Origin of the sequence: Cellulomonas cellasea, from assembly GCF_030372105.1 — a bacterium.
Lineage (GTDB): Bacteria > Actinomycetota > Actinomycetes > Actinomycetales > Cellulomonadaceae > Cellulomonas_A > Cellulomonas_A cellasea_A.
Genome location: NZ_JAUDBQ010000018.1, coordinates 39788 through 62842, shown reverse-complemented (window position 1 = coordinate 62842; position 23055 = coordinate 39788). Strand labels below are relative to the sequence as shown.

The 23055-nt window shown below is 73.2% G+C and carries 23 protein-coding genes; 16 read left to right on the top strand and 7 right to left on the bottom strand.

Annotated features, from left to right (window positions below; all coding sequences use genetic code 11):
* Positions 1-2: 2 nt before the first annotated feature.
* The gene (locus QUV83_RS15640; RefSeq protein ID WP_289565847.1) at positions 3-917 is read right to left on the bottom strand and encodes a hypothetical protein; all 915 of its coding nucleotides are present in this window, start codon (positions 915-917) and stop codon (positions 3-5) included.
* A 3-nt stretch (positions 918-920) separates the two neighbouring features.
* A complete protein-coding gene (gene dapD, locus QUV83_RS15635) occupies positions 921-1868 on the bottom strand; it encodes a 2,3,4,5-tetrahydropyridine-2,6-dicarboxylate N-succinyltransferase (protein WP_289565846.1) in 948 nt (315 codons plus the stop codon).
* Between the two features lie 98 nt (positions 1869-1966).
* On the opposite strand from dapD, the gene dapE reads away from it, so the two are divergent.
* The 6 genes from dapE (at position 1967) to QUV83_RS15605 (ending at position 8153) form a co-directional block, all read left to right on the top strand.
* The gene (gene dapE / locus QUV83_RS15630) at positions 1967-3061 is read left to right on the top strand and encodes a succinyl-diaminopimelate desuccinylase (RefSeq protein WP_289565858.1); all 1095 of its coding nucleotides are present in this window, start codon (positions 1967-1969) and stop codon (positions 3059-3061) included.
* Between the two features lie 57 nt (positions 3062-3118).
* Complete coding sequence (locus QUV83_RS15625; RefSeq protein WP_289565845.1) at positions 3119-3943, top strand: TIGR00730 family Rossman fold protein; 825 nt, start codon at positions 3119-3121, stop codon at positions 3941-3943.
* Positions 3940-4884: a dihydropteroate synthase gene (gene folP, locus QUV83_RS15620; RefSeq protein ID WP_289565844.1), complete on the top strand. Its 945-nt coding sequence runs from the start codon at positions 3940-3942 to the stop codon at positions 4882-4884. Before QUV83_RS15625 ends, folP begins: the two co-directional genes overlap by 4 nt.
* 14 nt (positions 4885-4898) lie before the next feature.
* Positions 4899-6206 (top strand): hypothetical protein, encoded by a 1308-nt coding sequence (locus QUV83_RS15615; RefSeq protein ID WP_289565843.1) that lies wholly within the window; start codon positions 4899-4901, stop codon positions 6204-6206.
* Between the two features lie 157 nt (positions 6207-6363).
* Positions 6364-6531 (top strand): DUF3117 domain-containing protein, encoded by a 168-nt coding sequence (locus QUV83_RS15610; RefSeq protein WP_082812748.1) that lies wholly within the window; start codon positions 6364-6366, stop codon positions 6529-6531.
* A gap of 62 nt (positions 6532-6593) precedes the next feature.
* A complete protein-coding gene (locus tag QUV83_RS15605) occupies positions 6594-8153 on the top strand; it encodes a leucyl aminopeptidase family protein (RefSeq protein ID WP_289565842.1) in 1560 nt (519 codons plus the stop codon).
* Between the two features lie 332 nt (positions 8154-8485).
* On the opposite strand, the gene QUV83_RS15600 is transcribed toward QUV83_RS15605, so the two are convergent.
* Positions 8486-9118: an O-methyltransferase gene (locus QUV83_RS15600; protein WP_289565857.1), complete on the bottom strand. Its 633-nt coding sequence runs from the start codon at positions 9116-9118 to the stop codon at positions 8486-8488.
* Positions 9119-9307: 189 nt separating this feature from the next.
* On the opposite strand from QUV83_RS15600, the gene sigE reads away from it, so the two are divergent.
* The 7 genes from sigE (at position 9308) to QUV83_RS15565 (ending at position 15459) form a co-directional block, all read left to right on the top strand.
* On the top strand, positions 9308-9919 hold the full coding sequence (gene sigE, locus QUV83_RS15595) for an RNA polymerase sigma factor SigE (RefSeq protein ID WP_289565841.1): 612 nt from the start codon (positions 9308-9310) through the stop codon (positions 9917-9919).
* Entirely contained in the window at positions 9916-10887 is a 972-nt protein-coding gene (locus QUV83_RS15590; RefSeq protein ID WP_289565840.1) for a zf-HC2 domain-containing protein, read from the top strand. The genes sigE and QUV83_RS15590 overlap by 4 nt, the downstream gene beginning before the upstream one ends.
* Positions 10884-12266 carry a S1C family serine protease gene (locus tag QUV83_RS15585; RefSeq protein ID WP_289565839.1) on the top strand — a complete coding sequence of 461 codons (1383 nt, stop codon included), beginning with the start codon at positions 10884-10886 and terminating at the stop codon, positions 12264-12266. Before QUV83_RS15590 ends, QUV83_RS15585 begins: the two co-directional genes overlap by 4 nt.
* Before the next feature lie 21 nt (positions 12267-12287).
* Positions 12288-12686, top strand: coding sequence for a twin-arginine translocase TatA/TatE family subunit (locus QUV83_RS15580; RefSeq protein ID WP_289565838.1), 399 nt, complete (start codon positions 12288-12290; stop codon positions 12684-12686).
* A 62-nt stretch (positions 12687-12748) separates the two neighbouring features.
* Entirely contained in the window at positions 12749-13777 is a 1029-nt protein-coding gene (gene trpS / locus QUV83_RS15575; protein WP_289565837.1) for a tryptophan--tRNA ligase, read from the top strand.
* The gene (locus QUV83_RS15570; RefSeq protein ID WP_289565836.1) at positions 13774-14418 is read left to right on the top strand and encodes a 2'-5' RNA ligase family protein; all 645 of its coding nucleotides are present in this window, start codon (positions 13774-13776) and stop codon (positions 14416-14418) included. The genes trpS and QUV83_RS15570 overlap by 4 nt, the downstream gene beginning before the upstream one ends.
* A gap of 9 nt (positions 14419-14427) precedes the next feature.
* Complete coding sequence (locus tag QUV83_RS15565; RefSeq protein WP_289565835.1) at positions 14428-15459, top strand: YihY/virulence factor BrkB family protein; 1032 nt, start codon at positions 14428-14430, stop codon at positions 15457-15459.
* 83 nt (positions 15460-15542) lie between these two features.
* Here the strand turns inward: QUV83_RS15565 and QUV83_RS15560 are convergent, their stop codons facing one another.
* The 4 genes from QUV83_RS15560 to sdhC form a co-directional block, all read right to left on the bottom strand.
* Positions 15543-16310 carry a succinate dehydrogenase iron-sulfur subunit gene (locus QUV83_RS15560; RefSeq protein ID WP_066584734.1) on the bottom strand — a complete coding sequence of 256 codons (768 nt, stop codon included), beginning with the start codon at positions 16308-16310 and terminating at the stop codon, positions 15543-15545.
* Entirely contained in the window at positions 16310-18220 is a 1911-nt protein-coding gene (gene sdhA / locus QUV83_RS15555) for a succinate dehydrogenase flavoprotein subunit (protein ID WP_289565834.1), read from the bottom strand. Before sdhA ends, QUV83_RS15560 begins: the two co-directional genes overlap by 1 nt.
* A 79-nt stretch (positions 18221-18299) precedes the next feature.
* Positions 18300-18752, bottom strand: coding sequence for a succinate dehydrogenase, hydrophobic membrane anchor protein (gene sdhD / locus QUV83_RS15550; RefSeq protein WP_289565833.1), 453 nt, complete (start codon positions 18750-18752; stop codon positions 18300-18302).
* Positions 18752-19132: a succinate dehydrogenase, cytochrome b556 subunit gene (sdhC, locus tag QUV83_RS15545; RefSeq protein ID WP_289565832.1), complete on the bottom strand. Its 381-nt coding sequence runs from the start codon at positions 19130-19132 to the stop codon at positions 18752-18754. Before sdhC ends, sdhD begins: the two co-directional genes overlap by 1 nt.
* A 196-nt stretch (positions 19133-19328) precedes the next feature.
* Here sdhC and QUV83_RS15540 point away from each other — a divergent pair, with 196 nt between their 5' ends.
* The 3 genes from QUV83_RS15540 to QUV83_RS15530 all read left to right on the top strand — a co-directional run bounded on the left by QUV83_RS15540 (position 19329) and on the right by QUV83_RS15530 (position 23027).
* Complete coding sequence (locus tag QUV83_RS15540; RefSeq protein WP_289565831.1) at positions 19329-20444, top strand: mannose-1-phosphate guanylyltransferase; 1116 nt, start codon at positions 19329-19331, stop codon at positions 20442-20444.
* 58 nt (positions 20445-20502) lie between these two features.
* The gene (locus QUV83_RS15535; protein ID WP_289565830.1) at positions 20503-21696 is read left to right on the top strand and encodes an amidohydrolase; all 1194 of its coding nucleotides are present in this window, start codon (positions 20503-20505) and stop codon (positions 21694-21696) included.
* 239 nt (positions 21697-21935) lie between these two features.
* Entirely contained in the window at positions 21936-23027 is a 1092-nt protein-coding gene (locus QUV83_RS15530; protein WP_289565829.1) for a BMP family lipoprotein, read from the top strand.
* Positions 23028-23055: the final 28 nt, after the last annotated feature.

Here is a 23055-nt window from a genome sequence, read left to right as displayed (position 1 = left end):
GGTCAGCCCTCACCGGCGAGGGTCACGCGGACCTCGCCGGTGGGCAGCGCCCGGCCCGATGGCGCCCAGGCGCCGGTGTCCCGCGACCAGGTCTCGGCGTTCACGGACACCCGGGTGATCTGCTGCTCGGCGGCTACTGCCACGGACCACTGGGCGAAGGCCCAGGCGAACCGCTCCTGCTCGGCCTCGGCGCCTTGGGCGAGCGGGGTGGTGTCGACCGCCACAGTGGTGGACCCGTCCTCGCCCACGGACGACGAGGACGGGAGCGTGCCGTAGTCGCGCTCCACGCGCGCGGTGAACGCCTCTGCCGAGCCCGCGCCGGTGGGCTCGCGCAGCACGCAGGTGAGCGTGCCGGGGGAGAACCCGGTGAGCGCCGAGGCCCAGGCCCGCGAGCGGCCCTCATGCTGGGCGTACGCGTCGGGGAAGCCGGAGCGCTGCACGGCCTGCGCCGCCTCGGTGATGGGCAGCTGCTCGTAGCCCTGCACCTTGACGAGGCCGTCGTAGAAGGCGTTCGTCGAGTACACCGGGTCCATGATCTGCTCGACGGTGCCCCAGCCCTGTGACGGGCGCTGCTGGAAGAGGCCCACCGAGTCGCGGTCGCCGTAGTCGATGTTGATCAGGCGCGACTCCTGCAGGGCCGTCGCGATGGCGATCGTCACGGCGCGGGCGGGCAGCCCGCGGCGGATGGCTGTGGCCGAGAGCAGCGCCGCGTTGCCCGCCTGCTCGGGGCTGAGGACCCACGTCGCGCCGTCGATCTCGACGGCGCACCGCTCAGCGGTCACCTCGGGCGGCTCCGACCGCACCAGCACCAGCACCACGACGACGATCCCGGCGGCGAGCACCGCGAGCACGGCGAGCCCGGCCCCCACGCCTCGGGCGAGGCGTTGCCCGAGGCGCTGCCGGTGTCGACGCGTCATGGGTCAGTTGGCGTGCAGCGCGGAGTTGAGCCGGACCCCGGCGCCGGTGCGCGCGACGGCCTCGACGGCGCCCGTCAGCGAGTTGCGCCGGAACAGGATGTTGTCGGCGCCAGCCAGCTCGCGCGCCTTGATCACGGGGGGCACGTCGTCGCCGCCGCCCACCACCACGAGCTTGGTCCCGGCCGTGAGGTACAGGCCCGCCTCGACCACGCAGTCGTCGCCCAGCGGGATGCCGAGCCCGGCGTTGGCGCCCAGCAGCGTGCGCCGGCCGATGGAGACGGTCTCGCGGCCGCCGCCGGACAGCGTGCCCATGATGGACGCGCCGCCGCCGATGTCGCTGCCGTCGCCGACGGTGACGCCCGCCGAGATCCGGCCCTCGACCATCGAGGTGCCGAGGGTGCCGGCGTTGAAGTTCACGAAGCCCTCGTGCATGACAGTCGTGCCGGGCGCCAGGTGGGCGCCGAGGCGCACCCGGTCGGCGTCGGCGATCCGCACGCCGGTGGGCAGCACGTAGTCGACCATGCGCGGGAACTTGTCCACGCCGTACACCGTGACGGGCACGCCGTGCGCCACGCGCAGGCGCGCGCGGGTGGCCTCGAAGCCCTCGGGCGCGCACGGCCCGCGGTCCGTCCAGACGACGTTGGGCAGGACGGCGAAGATGCCGTCGAGGTTTTGGCCGTGCGGCGGCACGAGGCGGTGGGAGAGCAGGTGCAGGCGCAGGTAGGCGTCGGCGGTGGTCGCAGGCGGCTCGTCGAGGTCGACGATGGTGCGCACCACCTGGGTGCTGACCTTGCGGGCCGGGTCGGCGCCCTCGGCGGCGAGGAGGTCCTCGGGCGCCTCGGCGTCCTCGTCCACCGGGCCGAGCTGTGGTGATGGGTACCAGACGTCCAAGGTCAGGCCATCGTCGGTCACAGTGGAAAGGCCGAACCCCCAGGCCGTGCGCGTGCTCATCACCCCAGCGTAGACGGAGCCTCGCTAGGGTTCGTGCTGTGACCGAGCCAGCGCGTGACCTGTCCGACCCGAGCCCCGACCAGCCGCAGACGGCCTCTGTGCCGGTCCCCGCGCCACCGCTGGACCTGAGCGCCGACCTGGTCACGCTGACCCGCGCGCTGTGCGACATGCCCTCTCCGAGCAGCCACGAGAAGCCGCTGGCGGACGCCATCGAAGCGGTGCTGACGCCCCTCCCGCACCTGGAGGTGCTGCGTGACGGCGACGCGATCGTCGCGCGGACGCGGCTCGGCCGGCCCGCGCGGGTGGTCGTGGCCGGGCACATCGACACCGTGCCGGTGGCGGACAACCTGCCGACCCGGCTCGTGGGCGAGGGGCTGCACGCGGAGATCTGGGGCCGTGGGACCGTCGACATGAAGGGCGGCGTCGCCGTCCAGCTCGCCCTCGCGGCGCGGCTCACGGAGCCGGCGCGCGACGTCACCTGGGTGTTCTACGACCACGAGGAGGTCGCCGCCGAGCTCAACGGGCTCGGCCGCGTCGCCCGGGAGCACCCGGAGTGGCTCGAGGGCGACTTCGCGGTGCTGTGCGAGCCCACCTCGGCGGGTATTGAGGGCGGCTGCAACGGGACGCTGCGGGTCGAGGTGCGCGTGCCGGGCGTCGCGGCGCACTCCGCCCGGTCCTGGACGGGGACCAACGCGATCCACGGCGCCGGCGAGGTGCTGCGGCGCCTGGAGGCGTATGAGCCCGCCGCCGTCGAGGTGGACGGGCTGGTCTACCGCGAGGGCCTGAACGCCGTCGGCATCCGCGGCGGCATCGCCACGAACGTCATCCCGGACGAGTGCGTCGTCACCGTCAACTACCGCTTCGCGCCGTCCCGGAGCCTGGCCGAGGCCGAGGAGCACGTCCGCGAGGTCTTCGCGGGCTACGAGGTGGTGGTCACCGACGCCGCCGCCGGCGCCCGCCCGGGCCTCGACGACCCGACGGCCGCCGACTTCGTGGAGGCCGTGCTCGCCCAGACCGGCGGCGCCCCCGCCCCGAAGTACGGCTGGACCGACGTCGCGCGCTTCGCCTCGCTGGGCATGCCGGCCGTCAACTTCGGCCCCGGGGACCCGGTGCTCGCGCACAAGGACGACGAGCGCTGCCCCGCCTGGCAGCTCCAGGCGTGCCACGACGCGCTCGGAGCCTGGCTCAGCTGAGCAGGTGGTCTCCCAGGGGCCTCCGCAACCCCGGGAAGACCTCCTAGAGTCGAGACCATGAGAAGTCACGACCGCGGGGCCAATGGCTCCGTCTACCGCAAGGGCCCGCTCCAGTTGCGCCGCGACCAGATCCCCGCCACCACCTCCGACGAGCGCCTGCTCTCGGGGGCTGACGGCGCCGGCTGGCTGCACGGCGACCCGTGGCGGGTGATGCGGATCCAGAGCGAGTTCGTCGAGGGCTTCGGCGCGTTGGCCGAGGTCGGGCCGGCGGTGAGCGTCTTCGGCTCGGCGCGCGTGCCCGCCGGGTCGCCGGACTATGTGATCGGCGAGGCCGTGGGACGTGGGCTCGCCGAGGCCGGCTACGGCGTCATCACGGGCGGCGGGCCGGGGATCATGGAGGCTGCGAACAAGGGCGCCAGCGAGGCGGGCGGCCTGTCGGTGGGCCTCGGCATCGAGCTCCCGTTCGAGCAGGGCATGAACCAGTGGGTCGACCTGGGCGTCAACTTCCGCTACTTCTTCGCCCGCAAGACGATGTTCGTGAAGTACGCCGAGGGCTTCGTGGTGCTGCCGGGCGGCTTCGGCACGTTCGACGAGCTGTTCGAGGCGCTCACGCTGGTGCAGACCCACAAGGTCACCGAGTTCCCGATCGTCCTGATCGGCACGGACTACTGGTCCGGCCTGCTCGAGTGGCTGCGGGGCCCGGTGCGCGAGCGCGGGATGATCGCGGCCGCCGACCTCGACCTGATCAACGTCGTGGACGACGCCGACGAGGCCGTCCGCATCGTCTGCGAGCGGGGCGCCGAGCTGCGCGCCGCCGAGCTCGCGGCCGTCGAGCAGACGAACCGCGCCGAGCGGGAGGCCTCCGAGAGCTCGGTGTCATGACGCGTGCGGGCGTGCCCGGCGCCGGGGCGGATCTGCGGCTGCGCGGACGGACGTTCGGCCCGGGCCACCCGCTGGTGATGGCGGTGGTCAACCGCACGCCCGACTCGTTCTACGCCGCCGCGCGCTTCGACGACGCCGGCGCCGACGCGGCCGTGGACCGCGCCGTCGAGGAGGGCGCCGACCTGGTGGACCTCGGCGGGGTGCGCGCCGGACGCGGGCCACGGGTGGGCGCCGACGAGGAGATCGCCCGCGTCATACCCCTGGTCGAGCGGGTGCGCGCCCGGCACCCGGACCTGCTGGTGAGCGTGGACACCTGGCGCGCGGACGTCGCACGCGCGGCGGCGCTGGCCGGCGCCGACCTCATCAACGACACCTGGGCAGGCCACGACCCGGCCCTCGTCGAGGTGGCGGCCGAGCACGGCCTGGGCGTGGTGTGCTCGCACACCGGGGGAGCGGCGCCGCGCACCGACCCGTTGCGGGTCGCCTACGCGCCCCGGGCAGGCGCGGGCCAGCCCGACGGCGGCCCGTCCGCAGACCCGCTGGACGGCGTCGTGGAGGACGTCGTCGCGACGCTGCGGGCGTCGGCGGCCCGGGCCGTGGCGCTCGGCGTGGACCCGGCGTCTGTGCTCGTCGACCCCACGCACGACTTCGGCAAGAACACCTGGCACTCGTTGCACCTGGTGCGGCGCACCGAGGCGGTGGTGGCCCTCGGCTATCCGACACTGATGGCGTTCTCCCGCAAGGACTTCGTGGGGGAGGCCCTCGGGCTGCCGGTGGAGGACCGGCTCGAGGGCACGCTCGCGGCGACGTCGGTGGCCGCGTGGCTGGGCGCCCGGGTCTTCCGGGCTCATGACGTGCTGGCCACCCGGCGCGTGCTCGACATGGTCGCGGCCATCCGGGGCGACCTCATGCCCGCGCACGCGGTGCGGGGCCTGGCATGACGGGAGAGGGGCGGATGAGCGCAGACCTGACGGCACAGCGTCCCGGCCAGGCGGCCGACGGGGTCGACGGCGCCAACAAGGCCGACGAGGCCGGCGCCGCGATATCGCGCCGCCGGGCGCTGGCCGATCCGCGCCGCTGGCCGGGCTGGGCGCAGGCGCTCGGCGTCTACCTCGGCGCGCGCGCGTTCTCCGCCGTCGTGCTCATCGTCGTCGCGCGCGACCAGGTCGCCAACTTCTGGACCCCCGCGAACCCGTCGTACCTGCAGTTCACCGGCCTGTTGTGGGACGCCGGCTGGTACCGCCAGATCGCCGAGACCGGGTATCCCGCCGAGCTGCCGCGCGGCGACGATGGCCTCGTCCAGCAGAACCCGTGGGCGTTCTTCCCGCTGTTCCCGTACCTGGTGCGGGGGGTCATGCGGCTCACCGGCGCGGAGTGGCACATCGTCGCCCCGCTGGTCGCGCTCGCGCTCGGGGCACTCGCCGCGATCGTCATCCGCAGGCTCGTGGAGCGCGGCGCCCCGCGGGCTGTGGCCGCGCGCCCGGGGCTGCCGCTGGCGGCGGTCACCCTCTTCGCGGTGTTCCCCACGGCCGTGGTCATGCAGGTCGCGTACACCGAGTCGCTCGCGGTGCTGCTGGTCGCGACGACGCTGCTGCTGGTGGTGGAGCGCCGCTACGCGTGGGCGGCCGTCGCCGTCCTCGCGCTGGGCTTCACGCGCGCTGTCGCGCTGCCGATGGCCGCGGTCGTGGTGGTGCACGCGCTGGTGCGCTGGCGGGCCGCGCGGCGCGGTGAGGACTCCTTGGGGGTGCGGGACCTGGTGGGCCTGGGGGTGCTCGGCGCGACGGCGGCGATCTCGGGCGTCGCGTGGCCGCTCATCTGCGGCTGGGTGACCGGCGAGCCCGACGGCTACCTGTTGACGCAGGGCTCGTGGCGCGGGGTCCGGGAGATCGTGCCGTTCGAGCCGTGGGGCTACGTCTCGCGGTTCTGGTTCGGCGACGCCGCCCCCTGGGTGCTGATCGGCGGGTTCGGGCTGTTGGCGGCCTGCTTGCTGGTCCCGGCGGCGTGGCGGCTCGGCAACGAGCTGCACGTGTGGTCGGCGGCGTATCCGCTGTACCTGGCGGCCGCCATCGAGCCGGGGTCGAGCCTCGCCCGGTTCCTGCTGCTGGCCTTCCCGCTGGGCGCCGTCACGGCGGGGGTGGTGCGCGGGCCGACGCTCGCGCGGCGGCTCTGGCTCGCCGCGGTGGTGCTCCTGATGCTGGTGCTGCAGGTGGTCTGGATCGACTCGATGTGGCGGTTCACACCGCCGTCCGGATGGCCGCCGTGACCGGTTCCGCACACTCGGCGCGCTGACCTGCCCGTGCGTCGAGCCAGGTGACCTAGAATGATCCCGGACATCCGGCCCCGCAGCTCGCAGCGGCGCGTGCTTCGGCACTCGCGCGACGATGCTCGGTCGGTCAGGAACGACGCGAAGGAGAGCCCGCATGGCCGCGATGAAGCCGAGGACAGGTGACGGCCCGCTCGAGGTGACCAAGGAGGGCCGTGGCATCGTCATGCGAGTTCCCCTCGAGGGCGGTGGCCGGCTGGTCGTCGAGTTGAACGCGACCGAGGCCCAGGAGCTGGGTGAGGCGCTGACCTCGGTCGTCAGCTGACATTGGCCCGCCGAGAAGTCCCGGACGCCGCCACGGCGCCCGGGCGTGAACTTCCAGCTGTCGTGCTCGCCACCGGTGCGGTGGCGAGCACGGAGCTGCTGAACGACCCCCGGGTCGACGCGATCGCGCTGCCGGTGGCCCCGGCGGCTCCCGACGAGAGCGACCTGCAGCCACGCGCCGGCACCGCCGACGCGGCGGCCCGGTATGGGCTCGACCTCGCCGAGGTCGCGGAGCGCGCCCGCCTGACGGGCGCCGCCGGGGAGGCCTACACCCTCCAGCTCCCGCGCCCCATCGGACGCGGCGCGGACCTGCCCTGGGCGGGGCTTCCCCGCCGCGTCGTGCTTGTGGGCGTCGGCTCGGGCACTCCCGACGAGTTGCGCCGCGCGGGCGCCGCCCTGGCCCGCGCCACTCGTGGGCTCGACCGCGTGGTGACATCGGTGGCCTCCGAGGGCGGCCCCGGCGCGCCGCATGCCGTCCGCTCGCTGGTCGAGGGGTACCTGCTCGCCGCCTACACCGTGCCGACGTCCGCGTCGTCCACCCCCGAGGCCGCGGCGAGGCGTCGACCCGCCCACGAGCTCGTGCTGCTCGGGCGCCACGGCGTGCGGGTCGCGAACGCTGTCGAGGACGCCACGCGAGAGGCCGCCGCCACGTGGCTGGTGCGCGACCTCGCGAACACGCCGTCCAGCGTCAAGAACCCCGCGTGGCTCGCCGAGCAGGCCGTCCGGCTCGGCGCCGAGGCGGGGCTGTCCGTGCAGGTGCGCGGTCCGAAGGAGCTCGCCGCCGAGGGCTTCGGCGGCATCCTGGCCGTCGGCGCCGGCTCCGCGTCCACGCCGCGGCTGGTCACCGTCGACTACACCCCGGCTGGCGACGCCCCCGCGCGCGGCCGCCGCCATGTGGTCGTGGTCGGCAAGGGCATCACGTATGACACGGGCGGGCTGTCGATCAAGCCGCGCGAGGCGATGGTCCCGATGAAGACGGACATGGCGGGAGCCGCCGTGGCCTTGGCCACCGTGCTGGGCGCCGCCGCCGCTGGCAGCCAGCACCGCGTCACGGCTGTGCTGCCGCTCGCCGAGAACCACTTCGGCGGGGCGTCGTACCGGCCGGGCGATGTGCTGCGGCTGTACGGCGGGCGCACCGTCGAGATCGCCAACACCGACGCCGAGGGCCGCCTCGTGCTGGGCGACGCGTTGGCCTGGGCCGACGCCGAGCTGGATCCCGACGTGCTCATCGACGTCGCCACGCTCACCGGCGCGGCGAGCTTGGGCCTGGGCCGCCAGCACGCCGCGCTGTACTCGGCCGACGACCGGCTGATCGCCGCGCTCGAGGCCGCCGCGGCGGAGTCCGGCGAGGCCGTGTGGCGCATGCCCTTGGTCGAGGAGTACCTGCCCGCGGTGCGCTCACACGTCGCGGACCTGCGGCATGTGCCGATCGACGGCTCGGAGTTCGGCGGCGGGTCCATCACGGCGGCGCTGTTCCTGCGCGAGTTCGTGGGATCGCGCACGTGGGCGCACCTCGACATCGCCGGCCCCGCGCGCTCCGCCTCCGACAAGCACGAGGTCACCGAGGGCGCCACCGGCTACGGCGCCCGTCTGCTGCTGCGGTACCTGGCCGCTCTGCGCTGACGTCGTCGGCGGGCCTCACCAGTCGCGCGACCAGGGTGGCCAATGCGACGACGGCGGCGCCTGCCGCCATGCCCGCCCCGCCTCGGGCGGCGTCGCCCGTGGCCCCCATCGTGAGGGCGATGCCGAGGAGTGTGATCCCAGATGTCGCCAGGTCGCGCAGGGGCGGCGAGAGCGGCGTCCTTCGTTGGACGGCCCACCCCGCGACAAGGCCCAGCGCCATGCCGAGAATGCCAAGCAGCACCTCATCACCCCCAGTCGAGGGGCCCAGTCTTCCGTGGGAAGGGGTGAATCGGGCGCCACTTGGGGCAGGGGTTTGTGCGAGGGCTGGCCGGTCAGCGCTTGACGGCGGTGAGCAGCCCGTCGCCGCTGGGGATCATCGCGGGCAGCAGCCGCGCGTCGTCGCGCACCATGCGGCCGACCTCGCGGATCACCGTGGTCACCTCGTCGCGGCGGGCCGGGTCGGCGACGCGGTCGTGCCACAGCGCGTTGTCGATCGCCAGCACCCCGCCCGGGCGCAGCAGGCGCAGGGCCTGCTCGACGTAGGCCGGGTAGGACTCCTTGTCCGCGTCGACGAAGACCAGGTCGTAGCCGCCGTCGGTGAGGCGGGGGAGCACGTCGAGCGCGCGGCCGGAGATGGTGCGCGTGCGGGTGCTGCGCAGTCCCTCCTCGCTGAAGGCGTCCTTCGCGGCGCGCTGGTGCTCGATCTCGACGTCGATCGTGGTGAGCACGCCCTCCTCGGGCATGCCACGCAGGAGGTACAGCGAGCCGACGCCCGCGCCGGTGCCGATCTCCACGACCGCCTTGGCCTGCGCCGCCGCCGCGAGCAGCCGCAGCACGGCGCCCGAGCCCGGCAGCACCGGCGTGCAGCCGAGCTGGCCCGCCCGCTCGCGTGCGCGCAGCAGGGTGTCGTCCTCGGTGAGGAAGCCCTCGGCGTACACCCAGCTCTGGGCCTTGTCGGTCGAGATGGCAGCCTCCCGGGGCTCGATGGCGATGCTCGGAGATGATCGCAGTCGAGCGCCAGCCTAGTGCCGCGCCCGCGGGGGAGCGGGAGGCGCCCCCGGTCGCGCAGCCCCGGTATTCGAAGTTTTGGCGTGGGCCTGGGACACTAGGGGTCCTCGCACGCCGACCAGGCGTGGCGACCAGGGAGGACCTTGATGACAGGCTCCGCGACCGAGCAGCCGTGGCAGGCGCCGTCATGGGAGCAGATCGTCCGGGACCACTCCGCGCGGGTGTACCGGCTCGCGTACCGCCTGACCGGCAACCAGCACGACGCGGAGGACCTCACGCAGGAGGTGTTCGTGCGCGTCTTCCGCTCGTTGTCGACGTACACCCCGGGCACCTTCGAGGGGTGGCTGCACCGCATCACCACCAACCTCTTCCTCGACCAGATGCGGCGCAAGCAGCGCATCCGCATGGACGCGATGGGCGAGGACAGCGACCGCTATCCCGCCGCTGAGGGCCGGCACTCGCCGGAGCGGGCGTATGAGCACGACAACCTCGACCACGACGTGCAGCGCGCGCTCGACGCGCTGCCCCCCGAGTACCGCGCCGCCGTGGTGCTCTGCGACATCGAGGGCCTGTCCTACGAGGAGATCGCCGTCACCCTCGGCATCAAGCTCGGGACGGTGCGCTCGCGTATCCACCGGGCGCGGGCGCGGCTGCGGGTGGCGCTCGAGCACCGCGCGCCGGGCCGGCTGGAGGGCGACGACCTCGACCAGCCGGTGCTCGCCCCGGATGCCCTCGACGCGCCGGCGGTGTCCCGATGACCACGCACTTGGGCACCTGGATCTCTGCGCTCGTCGACGGCCAGTTGCCGCCCGCCGCGACGGAGCGTGCCTTGGCCCACGTCGCGATGTGCCCGGAGTGCGCGGCGGAGCTCGCCGCGGCCCGCACGGCCCGCAGCGCGCTCGCGCAGGCCCGTGACGTGCGCCCGGCCCCCGACCTCACCGACCGGCTGCTGTCGTTGGCCGGCGGGCAGCCAACGGAGCCGCAGCCGCGCCGGGACCCGTTCGCCTCGCCGGTCTCCTCCGGGGCCCACGCCCGGGCGGCGGCGTTCACGGCGCCGCATGCGATCACCGGCGACCTGACGCGGCGTGGGCCGGTGCGGGCGGTCGTCGCCGCGGTCGCGGGCGTCGGGGTCGCTTGCGGCGGGCTGTTCCTGTTGGGCGACCAGCCGTCGGTGCTGCCGTCGAGCCACCCCGCGCAGGCGTTGACGCTGCTCGGCCACGAGTCGGGCGAGCGTGCGGCCAGCCTCGCGGCGCTCGCCGCGGGCGCGGCCGGCGGCGCATCGCAGGCGGTGGGGGACGACGTCGCGGCGGGGGACGCGCTGGCCGCGCTGCGCGCCGAGGGCTGGCAGTGCCCGGTCACCCTGCCCGACGGGTGGACTGTCACCGACGTGCAGATCAGCGAGGGCGGCTCCCGCCTGGAGGTGGACCTGTCCGGTCCCGGGGTCGACGCGGTCCTCACCGAGCAGCCGGGGCGCCTCGACACCCAGGCGCTGGAGGGCGTGACGCAGGTCGTTCTCGGTGACCGGACGCTGTACGTGCTCTCCGAGCAGCCCTGGCACGCTGCGTGGCAGGCTGGCGACCTCGTGGTGGAGGTGGTGGCCGCCTCCGGCTCGGAGACGGTGCAGTCTGTGGTGGCCGGGTTCCCCGGTGGACAATTCGACGACGGCCTGCCGGCCAGGATCAGCCGAGGATGGGACACCGTGACCCAGGCGTTGCAGCAGCGATGACCCACCCCGAGCAGCCCTTCAGCGGGCACACGCCGCCGCCGGCGCCAGCGCAGTTCGCCGCGCCCTCGCCGGTCCCGGCTCCGGCCCCGAACCCGGCCCCCAACCCGTTCGCGGCGCCCTCGCACGTCGCGGCGCCGTACGGCCCACCCGCGCCGTTCGCCCCCGCGGCGCCCGCGCCCGCGCACGTTCCTGTGCCCACGTTCGACGACGGCCCGCGCTGGCCCGGCGACGATGGGGGCGTCGACGTCCCGGCGCCGGCGCCCGCGCCCGTCCGCCAGCGCCGCGCCGGGCTGCCGCTGGGCTGGGTCGTGCTGCTCGTGGTGGTCGCCCTCGTGGCCGGCGCCACGGGGGGCGTGGTCAGCAGCCGGGTGTTCGACGACGGCCGCCTCGCCGAGGCGGGGCTGCCGGTGACGGTGTCCACCGGCGCGGGGGACCGCGCCCCCGAGAGCGTCGCGGGCATCGCGGCTGTGGTGCTGCCGAGCGTGGTGTCCATCGAGGTGGTCGGCCCCAACGGCACGTCGACCGGCTCCGGGTTCGTGTTGCGCCAGGACGGCTACGTCCTGACCAACCACCACGTCGTCGCCGACGCGACGGCAGCCGGCGCCACGACTGTGGTGCTGTTCGGGGACGGCACCGAGGAGCCCGCCACCATCGTCGGCCAGACGGCCGACTACGACATCGCGGTGCTCAAGGTGGAGCGCACCGGCCTGGTGCCCCTGGCCCTCGGCGACTCCGACCTCGCCGTGGTGGGCGACCCGGTGATCGCCGTCGGCGCGCCCCTCGGCCTCGAGGGCACCGTGACCACCGGCATCGTCAGCGCGCTGAACCGCCCGGTCTCCGCAGGCGGCGCCGACACGGACACGGCGTTCATCAACGCGATCCAGACGGACGCCGCGATCAACCCGGGGAACTCCGGCGGCCCGCTCGTCAACGCGTCCGGCGAGGTGATCGGCGTGAACTCGGCGATCGCCCAGCCACCGGGCTCGTTCAGCGGCTCCAGCGGCAGCATCGGGCTCGGATTCGCGATCCCCTCGAACCAAGCCCGGCGCACCGCCGAGCAGCTCATCGAGACGGGCGCGGCCACGTACCCGATCATCGGCGTGCTGCTGGACCAGCGATATGCGGGCGAGGGCGTCCAGGTCGCCGCCGACGCGCAGGGCGGCACCGCGCCCGTGACGCCGCGCGGCCCCGCGGACAACGCCGGAATCCGCAGCGGCGACGTGATCCTGGCCATCGACGGGCGGCCGGTCACGGACCCCGACGAGCTGATCGTGGCGATCCGCGCGAAGACCCCCGGGGACACCGTGGTGCTGAGAGTTCGCACCGGCGACGACGAGCGTGACGTCCGCGTCGTGCTCGACGAGTCCTCGGGCTCCTGAAGGGGCGGGTAGCCTAGCCTCGTGCTAGACATCAACGGCGGTGAGTTCATCCTCCTGCTCGTCGTGGCTGTCCTGGTGATCGGCCCCGAGCGCCTGCCGAAGTACGCGGAGCAGCTCGGCCAGTGGGCGCGCCAGGCACGCGGGTTCGTGCAGGACACGAAGTCGCGCGTCGACACCGAGCTCGGTGACGATCTCAAGGACGTCGACTGGGCGGCCCTCGACCCGCGTCGCTACGACCCGCGCCGCATCGTGCGCGAGGCGCTGCTCGACGACCCGCCGCCGGCCAAGCCCGCCAGCACCCGGGTGCGAGCGTCCGCCGCGCCGGTCGCGGCCGCCGGCTCCTCCTGGCAGGCGTCGACGCGCGACCCGGCCGTCCCCGCCGCAGGAGCATCCACTCCGTTCGACGACGAGGCGACCTGACCGGGTCAGACCCCCAGATCACCCACCCCCCTGGCATGTCTGTGAAAGAGAGAACCGGTCGAATGGCACCCGCGACGCAGCGCCCCCGCATCTTCTCCGGAATGCAGCCCACCTCGGACTCGCTCCACCTCGGCAACTACCTGGGCGCCCTGACCCAGTGGGTCGCCCTGCAGGACTCCTACGACGCCGTGTACTGCGTCGTGGACCTGCACGCCCTGACCGTGGCGCCCGACCCGGCGGTGCTGCGCGAGCGCACCCGCCGCACGGCGGCCCAGTACCTGGCCGCGGGCGTCGACCCGGCCCGATCGATCCTGTTCGTGCAGTCGCATGTGGCCGAGCACGCCGAGCTGGCCTGGTTGCTGTCCTGCCAGACGGGGTTCGGCGAGGCCAGCCGGATGACGCAGTTCAAGGACAAGTCGACCCGGTTCGGCCAGGAGGGCACGACTGTCGGGCTGTTCACCTACCCCGTCCTCATGGCGGCGGACATCCTGCTCTACGACACGGCGCTCGTCCCGGTGGGCGAGGACCAGCGCCAGCACCTCGAGCTGACCCGCGACCTGGCCCAGCGGCTCAACACGCGCTTCGGCAAGGGCACCGCCGTCGTGCCGGACCCGCACATCGTCAAGGCGACGGCCAAGATCTACGACCTGCAGGACCCGACGGCGAAGATGAGCAAGTCCGCGGCCAGCCCGAACGGGATCATCGAGCTGCTCGACGACCCGAAGGTCGTCGCCAAGCGCATCCGGTCCGCGGTGACCGACGCCGAGCGGGAGATCCGGTACGACCCGGAGGCCAAGCCCGGCATCGCGAACCTGCTGACCATCTTCGCGGCGCTCACCGGGCGTGACGTCCTCGCGATCGAGGCCGACTACCAGGGCAAGGGGTACGGGGACCTGAAGAAGGACCTCGCCGACGTGGTCGTGGAGTTCCTCACCCCGTTCCAGGAGCGGGTGCACACGTACCTGGCGGACCCGGCGGCGCTGGACGACGTGCTGGCGGATGGGGCCGAGCGGGCGCGGGGGATCGCGCGCGGCATGCTCGACCGGGTCCACGACCGGATGGGACTGCTGCCTCAGCGGGGCCGGGCATGAGGTTGCCGGCCCGCAGCGGCGACCAGGTGCGGATAGGCGTCGCCATCACGATCCCCGAGCCGTACGGGTCGATGCTGCAGGCCGCCCGCGGGCGGTTCGGGGACCCGGCGGCGCCGTTCATCCCGCCGCACATCACGCTGTTGGGGCCGACGGTGGTCGAGCCGGGCGACGTGCCCCAGGTCGAGCGCCACCTCACCGAGGCCGCCGCCCGGCACCGGCCGTTCGTGGTGCACCTGCGGGGGACGGGGACCTTCCGGCCGGTTTCGCCCGTGGTGTTCATCCAGGTGGTGGACGGCATCGCGAGCTGTGAGGCCCTCGAGCGGGACATCCGCACCGGTCCGCTCGCGCAGGACTTGAACTTCTACTACCACCCGCATGTCACGGTGGCCCACGACGTCGCCGAGCCGGACCTCGACCGGGCCTTCGCCGAGCTCGTGGACTTCGAGGCGTCGTTCGTGGTGAGCGCGTTCCACTCGTATGAGCATGGCGACGACGAGGTCTGGCGGCCGGTGCGCGGGTTCCCGTTGACGGGCGCGCTGCCCCCGGTCACCGCGGCGCCGGCGCCCGTGACCGCGGCGGCTCCCGCCGACGGCGCCCAGCTCGCCCACTCTCGGGATGCCGCGCGGTCAATCGGCTCCTAGGGTCGGGGGATGATCGCCCAGTCGGACCCCCACACGCCCATCGGTGCAGGTCAGGCGCACGTCAAGGCGTCCGCCACCGAGAGTGCGGCTGCGGGGCCCCAGGGCTCCCCCGGAGGGCTGCGGGGCCGGGTGACGGCCCTCACCGCCTGGATCCGCCGAGTGGTGGCCTGGTGGAACCAGACGCGCGCGGCGCGCGCGAACGCCCGGTTCGGGGCCGCCGGGGGTGGTGTGCTGACGGGTGGGATCGCCTACGCCACGCTGTTCTCCGTCTTCGCCGGGCTGACGATCGGGTACACCGTGTTCATGGCGGTGCTGGGCAGCAACGACGCGCTGCGCGAGGACATGCTGGACGCGGTGGCGGCGAATCTGCCGGGCCTCGTCGACACCGGCTCGGGTTCTGGGCTGCTGGAGCCGGACTCCCTGCAGCTCAGCACCGGCCTGAACCTGACCGGTCTCATCGCCGCCGTGGTGCTGCTGGTCAGCGCGACGTCGGCGCTGTCGTCGCTGCGCACTGCCGTGCGGGCCATGTTCGACGCCGGGAAGATGCCGGAGAACGCGCTGCTCGGCAAGGCGCGCGACCTGGCCGGCTTCGTGGGGCTGGCCCTGGCGGTGCTGCTCTCGGCGGTGCTCAGCGTGGCCGCGTCGTCCCTGGCCGACAGCGTGCTGCGGTTCTTCGGGGTGACGGAGGGCGCCGGCGCCGTCGTGCAGGTGCTCGTCGTCGCGGCGGGCTTCGTGGTGGACGTCGGCACGTTCATGTTGATCGTCTGGGTGCTCGCGGGGCAGCGCCCGCCGTTCCGGGACCTGCTGGGCGGGGCGTTGATCGCCGCCGTCGGACTGGGGGCGATGCGCATCGCCGGCACGTCGCTGGTGGCCCGGGGCGCGGACCGGAACGCCCTGCTGGCCTCGTTCGCCGCCGTGGTGACGCTGCTGGTGTGGGTCAACCTGATGTCGCGCATCGTGCTGCTGGCCGCCGCGTGGACGGCTGACCCGCCCGCGGTGGCCGCCGAGGACGACACCGAGGCCGCCGCCGCGTCGGCGTGAGCCCTGGCCGTCGCGGCGGCCCGCGACGCGACGAGAGCGCCGGCCCGGGTGGGACGGCGCTCTCGTCGCGTTGACAGCCCAGGTCAGAAGGCGCGGGTGATCATCGCCCGCTTGACCTCCTGGATCGCCTTGGTGACCTCGATGCCGCGCGGGCACGCCTCAGTGCAGTTGAAGGTGGTGCGGCAGCGCCACACGCCCTCCTTGTCGTTGAGGATCTCCAGGCGCTGCGCGCCGCCCTCGTCGCGGCTGTCGAAGATGAACCGGTGCGCGTTGACGATCGCGGCGGGGCCGAAGTATTGCCCGTCGGTCCAGAACACCGGGCAGGAGGACGTGCACGCCGCGCACAGGATGCACTTGGTGGTGTCGTCGAACCGCTCGCGCTGGGCGGCGGACTGCAGGCGCTCCTTGGTCGGCGCGTTCCCCTCGGTGATGAGGAACGGCATGATCTCGCGGTAGGAGGCGAAGAACGGCTCCATGTCCACCACGAGGTCCTTGATCACGGGCAGGCCCTTGATCGGCTCGACGATGATCGGCTTGCCGGGGTTGAGGTCCTTGAGCAGGGCCTTGCACGCGAGCCGGTTGCGCCCGTTGATGCGCATGGCGTCCGAGCCGCACACGCCGTGCGCGCAGGACCGGCGGAACGTGAGCGACCCGTCGTGCTCCCACTTGACCTTGTGCAGGGCGTCCAGGAGCCGGTCTGTGCCGTGGGCCGTGACCGTGAACTCCTCCCAGTAGGCGTCGTCCCCGTGGGTGTCGGGCAGGAACCGGCGGATGCGCAGCGTCACGTCGAAGCTGGGGACCGCGCCGATCTCGGTGGTCTCGGAGACCGCGGCGTCGAGGGTGGCAGTCATCAGTACTTACGCTCCATCGGCTGGTACCGGGTCATGACCACGGGCTTGTACCCGAGGCTGACGTCGAAGGCGCCGGGCGCGGCCGATCCCGGCCCGCTGAGGACGTCGACGAGCTCGCCGCCCTGGTCCGCGGTCAGCACCGCGCCCTCGGCGCCGGGCGTGGCAGCGGCGGCGATGGCCACGGCCACCGGCTCGGACGGGGCCAGCACGCCGGGGCGTCGGCGGTAGGCCATCGTGTGCTTCATGTAGCCGGCGTCGTCGCGGTCCGGGTAGTCCTCGCGGAAGTGCCCGCCGCGGGACTCGTTGCGGTTGAGGGCGCCGACGACGACGACCTCCGCGATGTCGAGCAGGAAGCCCAGCTCGAGGGCCTCGAGCAGGTCGGTGTTGAACGTGCTGCTCTTGTCCTGCACGGAGACGTTCGTGTACCGCTCCTGCAGCTCGCGGACGTCCGCCAGCGCCTGGAGCAGCGACTCCTCGGTGCGGAACACCTGCGCGTTGGTGTCCATGGTCTGCTGCAGGTCGCGGCGCACGTCGGCCACGCGCTCGCCGGACGGGCGCTCGCGCATCTCCAGGAGCTCGGCGACCACGCCGCTCTCCGGGTCCTCGGGGACCTCGACCCACTCGGCGGTGGCGGCGTAGGCGGCGGCGGCGATTCCCGCGCGCTTGCCGAACACGTTGATGTCGAGCAGCGAGTTGGTGCCCAGCCGGTTGGAGCCGTGCACGGACACGCAGGCGACCTCGCCGGCGGCGTACAGGCCCTTGACCACGTCCGTGTTGTTGCGCAGCACCTCGGCGGTGACGTTGGTCGGCACGCCGCCCATCGCGTAGTGCGCCGTCGGGTAGACGGGGATGGGCTCGGTGTACGGCTCGATGCCCAGGTAGGTGCGCGCGAACTCGGTGATGTCCGGGAGCTTCGCGTCGATGTGCGCGGGCTCCAGGTGCGTCAGGTCGAGCAGCACGTAGTCCTTGTTCGGGCCCGCGCCGCGTCCCTCACGGACCTCCAGGGCCATCGACCGGGCGACGATGTCGCGGGGCGCGAGGTCCTTGATGGTGGGGGCGTAGCGCTCCATGAAGCGCTCGCCATCCGAGTTGCGCAGGATGCCGCCCTCGCCGCGCGCGGCCTCGGAGAGCAGGATGCCCAGCCCCGCCAGGCCTGTCGGGTGGAACTGGAAGAACTCCATGTCCTCGAGCGGCAGGCCGCGGCGGTAGGCCAGCGCCATGCCGTCACCGGTGAGGGTGTGGGCGTTGGAGGTCGTCTTGAAGATCTTGCCGGCGCCGCCGGTGGCCAGGACCACGGACTTGGCGCGGAACAGGTGGATCTCCCCGGTGGCCAGCTCGTAGGCGATGACGCCGCTGACGGCCACGTCCTCGCCCTCCGGCACGTCGCCGTCGACGAGGTCGTGGGAGAGCAGCAGGTCGAGCACGTAGAACTCGTTGAAGAACTCCACGTCCTGCTTGACGCACTGCTGGTACAGCGTCTGCAGGATCATGTGGCCGGTGCGGTCCGCGGCGTAGCACGAGCGGCGCACGGCGCTCTCGCCGTGGTTGCGGGTGTGGCCGCCGAACCGGCGCTGGTCGATCTTGCCCTCGGGCGTGCGGTTGAACGGCAGGCCCATCTTCTCCAGGTCGAGCACCGCGTCGATGGCCTCCTTGGCCATGATCTCGGCGGCGTCCTGGTCGACGAGGTAGTCACCGCCCTTGACCGTGTCGAAGGTGTGCCATTCCCAGTTGTCCTCCTCGACGTTCGCGAGGGCGGCGCACATGCCGCCCTGCGCGGCTCCCGTGTGGGAGCGCGTCGGGTAGAGCTTGGAGATGACGGCCGTGCGGGTGCGGCCGGAGGACTCGAGGGCGGCGCGCATCCCCGCGCCGCCTGCGCCCACGATCACGACGTCGTACTGATGGGTCTGCATCGGTGTCGATGCCTCCTGTGGCGGTTCGGTGCGAGACGCGCCGGCGCCGCCCGCCGCGAGGGGCGGGCGGCGCCGGCGGTCAGGCGGAGCAGAACGAGGGGAGCAGGTTCGCCGGGCTCTCGGGCGGGCACGGGTCGAACGTGAAGATGACGAGGGTGCCGAGCACCACCACGACGACGAGCGACGCGACCAGGGCGGCCTTGAGCGCGAGGCGCACACCGTCCCGTTCGGCGTAGTCGTTGATGATGGTGCGCACCCCGTTGGCGCCGTGGATCATCGCGAGCCACAGCATGAGCAGGTCCCAGATCTGCCACAGCGGCGACGCCCATTTACCGGCGACGAAGCCGAAGTCGACGGCGTTGATGCCCTCGCCCTGCACCAGGTTGACGAACAGGTGCCCGAAGATGAGGACGATCAGGACGACGCCTGACACCCGCATGAAGATCCAGCCGTACAACTCGAAGTTGCCGCGCGTGGTGGCGCGGCCGCTGCGGGGCGCGCGAGGCGACCGCGGCTCGGCGATGGTGGTCATCAGGCGCCCCCGAAGACGTGGCCCAGGTGGCGCGGCAGGAAGCCGGCCATGGTCACGACGAACAGCCCTAGCACGACGTACAGCATGACCCGCTGGTACTTCGGTCCCTTGACCCAGAAGTCGACGAGCATGATCCGCACTCCGTTGAAGGCGTGGAAGACGATGGCGGCGACGAGGCCGGCCTCGCCGAGGCCCATGATGGGGTTCTTGTACGTGCCGATGACGGCGTTGTACGCCTCCGGGGAGACGCGGACCAACGCCGTGTCGAGCACGTGGACGAGCAGGAAGAAGAAGATGAGGACGCCGGTCACGCGGTGCGCGACCCACGACCACATGCCTTCACGCCCTCGGTAGAGCGTGCCGGCCGGTGCGGTGGGCACGTGGAGAGCCTCCTGGCAGTCGGATGAGGGACAACACTGTCCTTTTCGCTGGCCACTCTAGTGACACGACGCGTCCGCCCGCGGCGAGTGCGGACCGTGGCGCACGGGGTGATGACGCAATGTGACCAAGTCCACAGCAGTCCCCGGGCAGTCGCCGCTGGGCCGGCGCGCCGCTGGTGATGGCTACCCTGGCCCGATGACTGACGTGATCCCCGGCTTCCACGCCGTCGTCCCGGCGGGCGGGGCTGGAACCCGCCTGTGGCCCCTGTCGCGCGCGGGCGCGCCGAAGTTCCTGCACGACCTGACGGGCACCGGGCGCACCTTGCTCCAGGGCACCGTCGACCGGCTGCTGCCGCTCACCGGCGAGGGCGGGGTCATGGTCGTCACCGGCGCCCGGCACCAGGCCGCAGTGCAGGCGCAGCTCCCGGAGGTGCGCCCGCAGGACGTGCTCGCCGAGCCGTCGCCCCGCGACTCCATGGCCGCGATCGGCCTGGCGGCGGCGGTGCTCGAGCAGCGGCACGGCGACGTCGTGCTCGGGTCGTTCGCGGCCGACCAGGTGATCGACGGGGCCGAGGAGTTCGGCAGGGCCGTGCGGGAGGGTGTCGAGGCCGCCCGCGCGGGCTACGTCGTGACGGTGGGCATCGCGGCGACGGGGCCGTCGACCGCGTTCGGCTACGTCCGGTCCGGCGCCCCGCTGGGCGTCGAGGGCGCGCCGAGCGTCCGCCACGCCCAGGGGTTCACGGAGAAGCCCGACGCCGAGACCGCCGCGGAGTACCTCGCCACGGGGGAGTACCGCTGGAACGCCGGCATGTTCATCGTCCGGGCGCGCGCCCTGCTCGACCACCTCCACGCGCAGCTGCCGACGCTGCACGACGGGCTCCGCGAGATCGCCGCCGCATGGGACACCCCGCAGCGGGACGAGGTGCTGGGCCGGGTGTGGCCCACGCTGACCCGGATCGCCATCGACCACGCGATCGCCGAGCCGGTCGCCGCCGCGGGCGGGGTGGCAGTGGTGCCGGGCGACTTCACCTGGGACGACGTGGGCGACTTCGCGTCGCTCGCCGAGCTGCTGCCCGCGCAGTCCGACGCGTCGGCCCGCACGTTGGGCGACGAGTCGCTGGTGCTGCGCATCGACGCCGCGGGCACGCTGGTGGCGCCGGCCTCCGGGCGCGCGGTCACGGTGATCGGCGTGCCCGACGCGGTGGTCGTGGACACCCCGGACGCGCTGCTGGTGACGACCTTGGAGCGGGCCCAGCAGGTCAAGGCCGGTGTCGACGGGTGGCGCGAGCGGGGGCGCGAGGACCTGCTCTGAGCAGCCCGGTCGTCTGCTCGCAGGGCGCTGTCCCAGCCAAGCGGACTACCCTCGCGACGTGCCCGAAGACGCTTTCCACCTCGCTGACCGTGTCGCCGCCCTGCGCTCCGAGCTCGTCGACTTCCGGCGAGACCTGCATGCGCATCCCGAGCTGTCCCGCCTCGAGCAGCGCACCACGGCGAAGGTCGCGGAGCGCCTGCGGCTGGCGGGGCTCACGCCGAAGCTCCTGCCGGGCACGGGGCTGATCTGCGACATCGGACCGGGCGTCGCCGAGGGTGATCGGCGGCGCGTGGTGCTGCGCGCCGACCTGGACGCGCTGCCGGTGATGGACACCTCGGGCGTCGAGTGGGCGTCAACCGTGCCGCATGTGGCCCACGCCTGCGGCCACGACGTGCACACCACAGTGGTGTTGGGCGCCGGGCTGGTGCTCGCCGAGCTGGCGGCGGCCGGCCGGCTCTCCCGCGGGGTCCGGCTGCTGTTCCAGCCCGCCGAGGAGGTGCAGCCCGGCGGCGCCCTCGACGCGATCGCCGAGGGCGTGCTGGACGGCGCCAGCCGCGTGTACGCCGTGCACTGCGACCCTCGCGTGGACGCGGGGCGGATCGGCACCCGCATCGGCCCCATCACGTCGGCCTCCGACGAGGTCACCGTCACGTTGCGGGGCGCGGGGGGCCACACCTCCCGCCCGCACCGCACCGCTGACGTGGTGTACGCGCTGGGCCAGGTCATCACGCAGGTCCCCGGGGTGCTCGGGCGCCGCTTGGACCCGCGGTCCGGTGTGAACCTCACGTGGGGGGCGGTGCAGGCCGGCTCCGCGCCGAACGCGATCCCCGCGGTGGGGACGGCGCGGGGGACCCTCCGCTGCCTCGACGTGCGGGCGTGGGAGCAGGCGTCGGCGGTGTTCCAGGAGGCCGTGCAGCAGGTGGTGGCCCCGTATGGAGTCGAGGCCGAGGTGCGCCACCTGCGGGGCGTGCCGCCGGTCGAGAACGACGAGCACAGCGTGGCGGTCCTCGAGGCGGCAGCGCGCGACGTGCTGGGCGAGGACGCCGTGCAGCTCACGGAGCAGTCGCTGGGCGGGGAGGACTTCGCCTGGTACCTCACCAAGGTGCCCGGGGCGATGGCGCGGCTCGGGACCCGGACTCCTGGTGGCCGGTCGTACGACCTGCACCAGGGCGACTTCCAGGTGGACGAGCGGGCGATCGACTCCGGCGTGCTGCTGCTGGCGCGCACTGCGCTCGCTGTGACGTCCGACTGAGCGAGTTGCCGGGCGGCTGCCCGCCGGCTGGGACGGCGCGTCCCGCATCTCGGCGCTTGGTCCCAAATTTGTAACGGAAACCGGTCGCCTACCCCTTGGTAACGTGCCGGAAAGCGAACCTCCATAGAATGCGCTTGCGGGTGTCAATGGCGTGCCCGTCCCCCTCGCCGACCGTCATGTCGCGAGGGCGGTGACGTCACGACCAACAGCATCTGGACCCAGACCAACAGGAGTGTCGCGTGAAGAAGATCATCCGTGTGGCAGCGCTCGGTGGGGCGCTCGCCCTCACTCTCGCGGCATGTGGGAGCGCGCCGGAGGACGACGCGACCGCGTCCGCCGGCGCGGAGAACGCCGACTTCAAGGCCTGCATGGTCTCCGACGAGGGCGGGTTCGACGACAAGTCCTTCAACCAGTCCGGCGCGGAGGGCCTCGAGCGGGCCAAGTCCGAGCTCGGCATCACCACCGCGCTCGTCGAGTCGCAGGACGTCACCGACTTCGGCCCCAACGTCACGAACCTCGTGACGCAGGGCTGCAACCTCGTGATCGGCGTCGGGTTCATGCTCGAGGACGCGATCGAGGAGGCGGCGATCGCCAACCCCGACATCGAGTTCGCGCTCGTCGACTCCGGCTTCAGCGACGCCGACTTCAACCCGGTGACGTACGACAACGCCAAGCCGCTCCTCTTCGACACGCAGGAGGCGGCCTACCTCGCGGGCTACGCCGCGGCCGGCATGTCCACCACGGGCAAGGTCGCGACGTTCGGCGGCATCGCGCTCCCCTCGGTCACGATCTTCATGGACGGCTACGTCGACGGCGTCGCCAAGTACAACGAGGACAACGGCACGGCCGTGGAGGTCTTCGGCTGGGACAAGGCCACGCAGACCGGCTCGTTCACCGGTGACTTCTCGAACCAGGCCAACGGCCAGAACCTCGCCAAGGGCTTCATCGACCAGGGCGTCGACGTGATCATGCCCGTCGCCGGCCCGGTCGGCCTCGGCGCGGCCGCGGCGGCCAAGGAGGCCGGTGACGTCATGATCATCGGCGTCGACGCCGACTGGTTCGAGACGGCGCCCGACTACTCCTCGCTCATCCTGACCTCGGTCATCAAGGAGATCGGCCAGGCGGTCTTCGACACCGTCGACCAGGCCGTGGCCGGCGAGTACAGCTCCGAGGCCTACGTCGGCACGCTCGCCAACGGCGGCATCGGCCTGGCCCCGTTCCACGACTTCGAGGGCAAGGTGCCCACCGAGCTCGCGGACGCGATCGAGGCGCTCAAGGCGGAGATCATCGCGGGCGACCTGTCGGTCGACTCGCCGTCGGCCAACAGCTGACGAACGCAGCACCCACCGATGGCCCGGG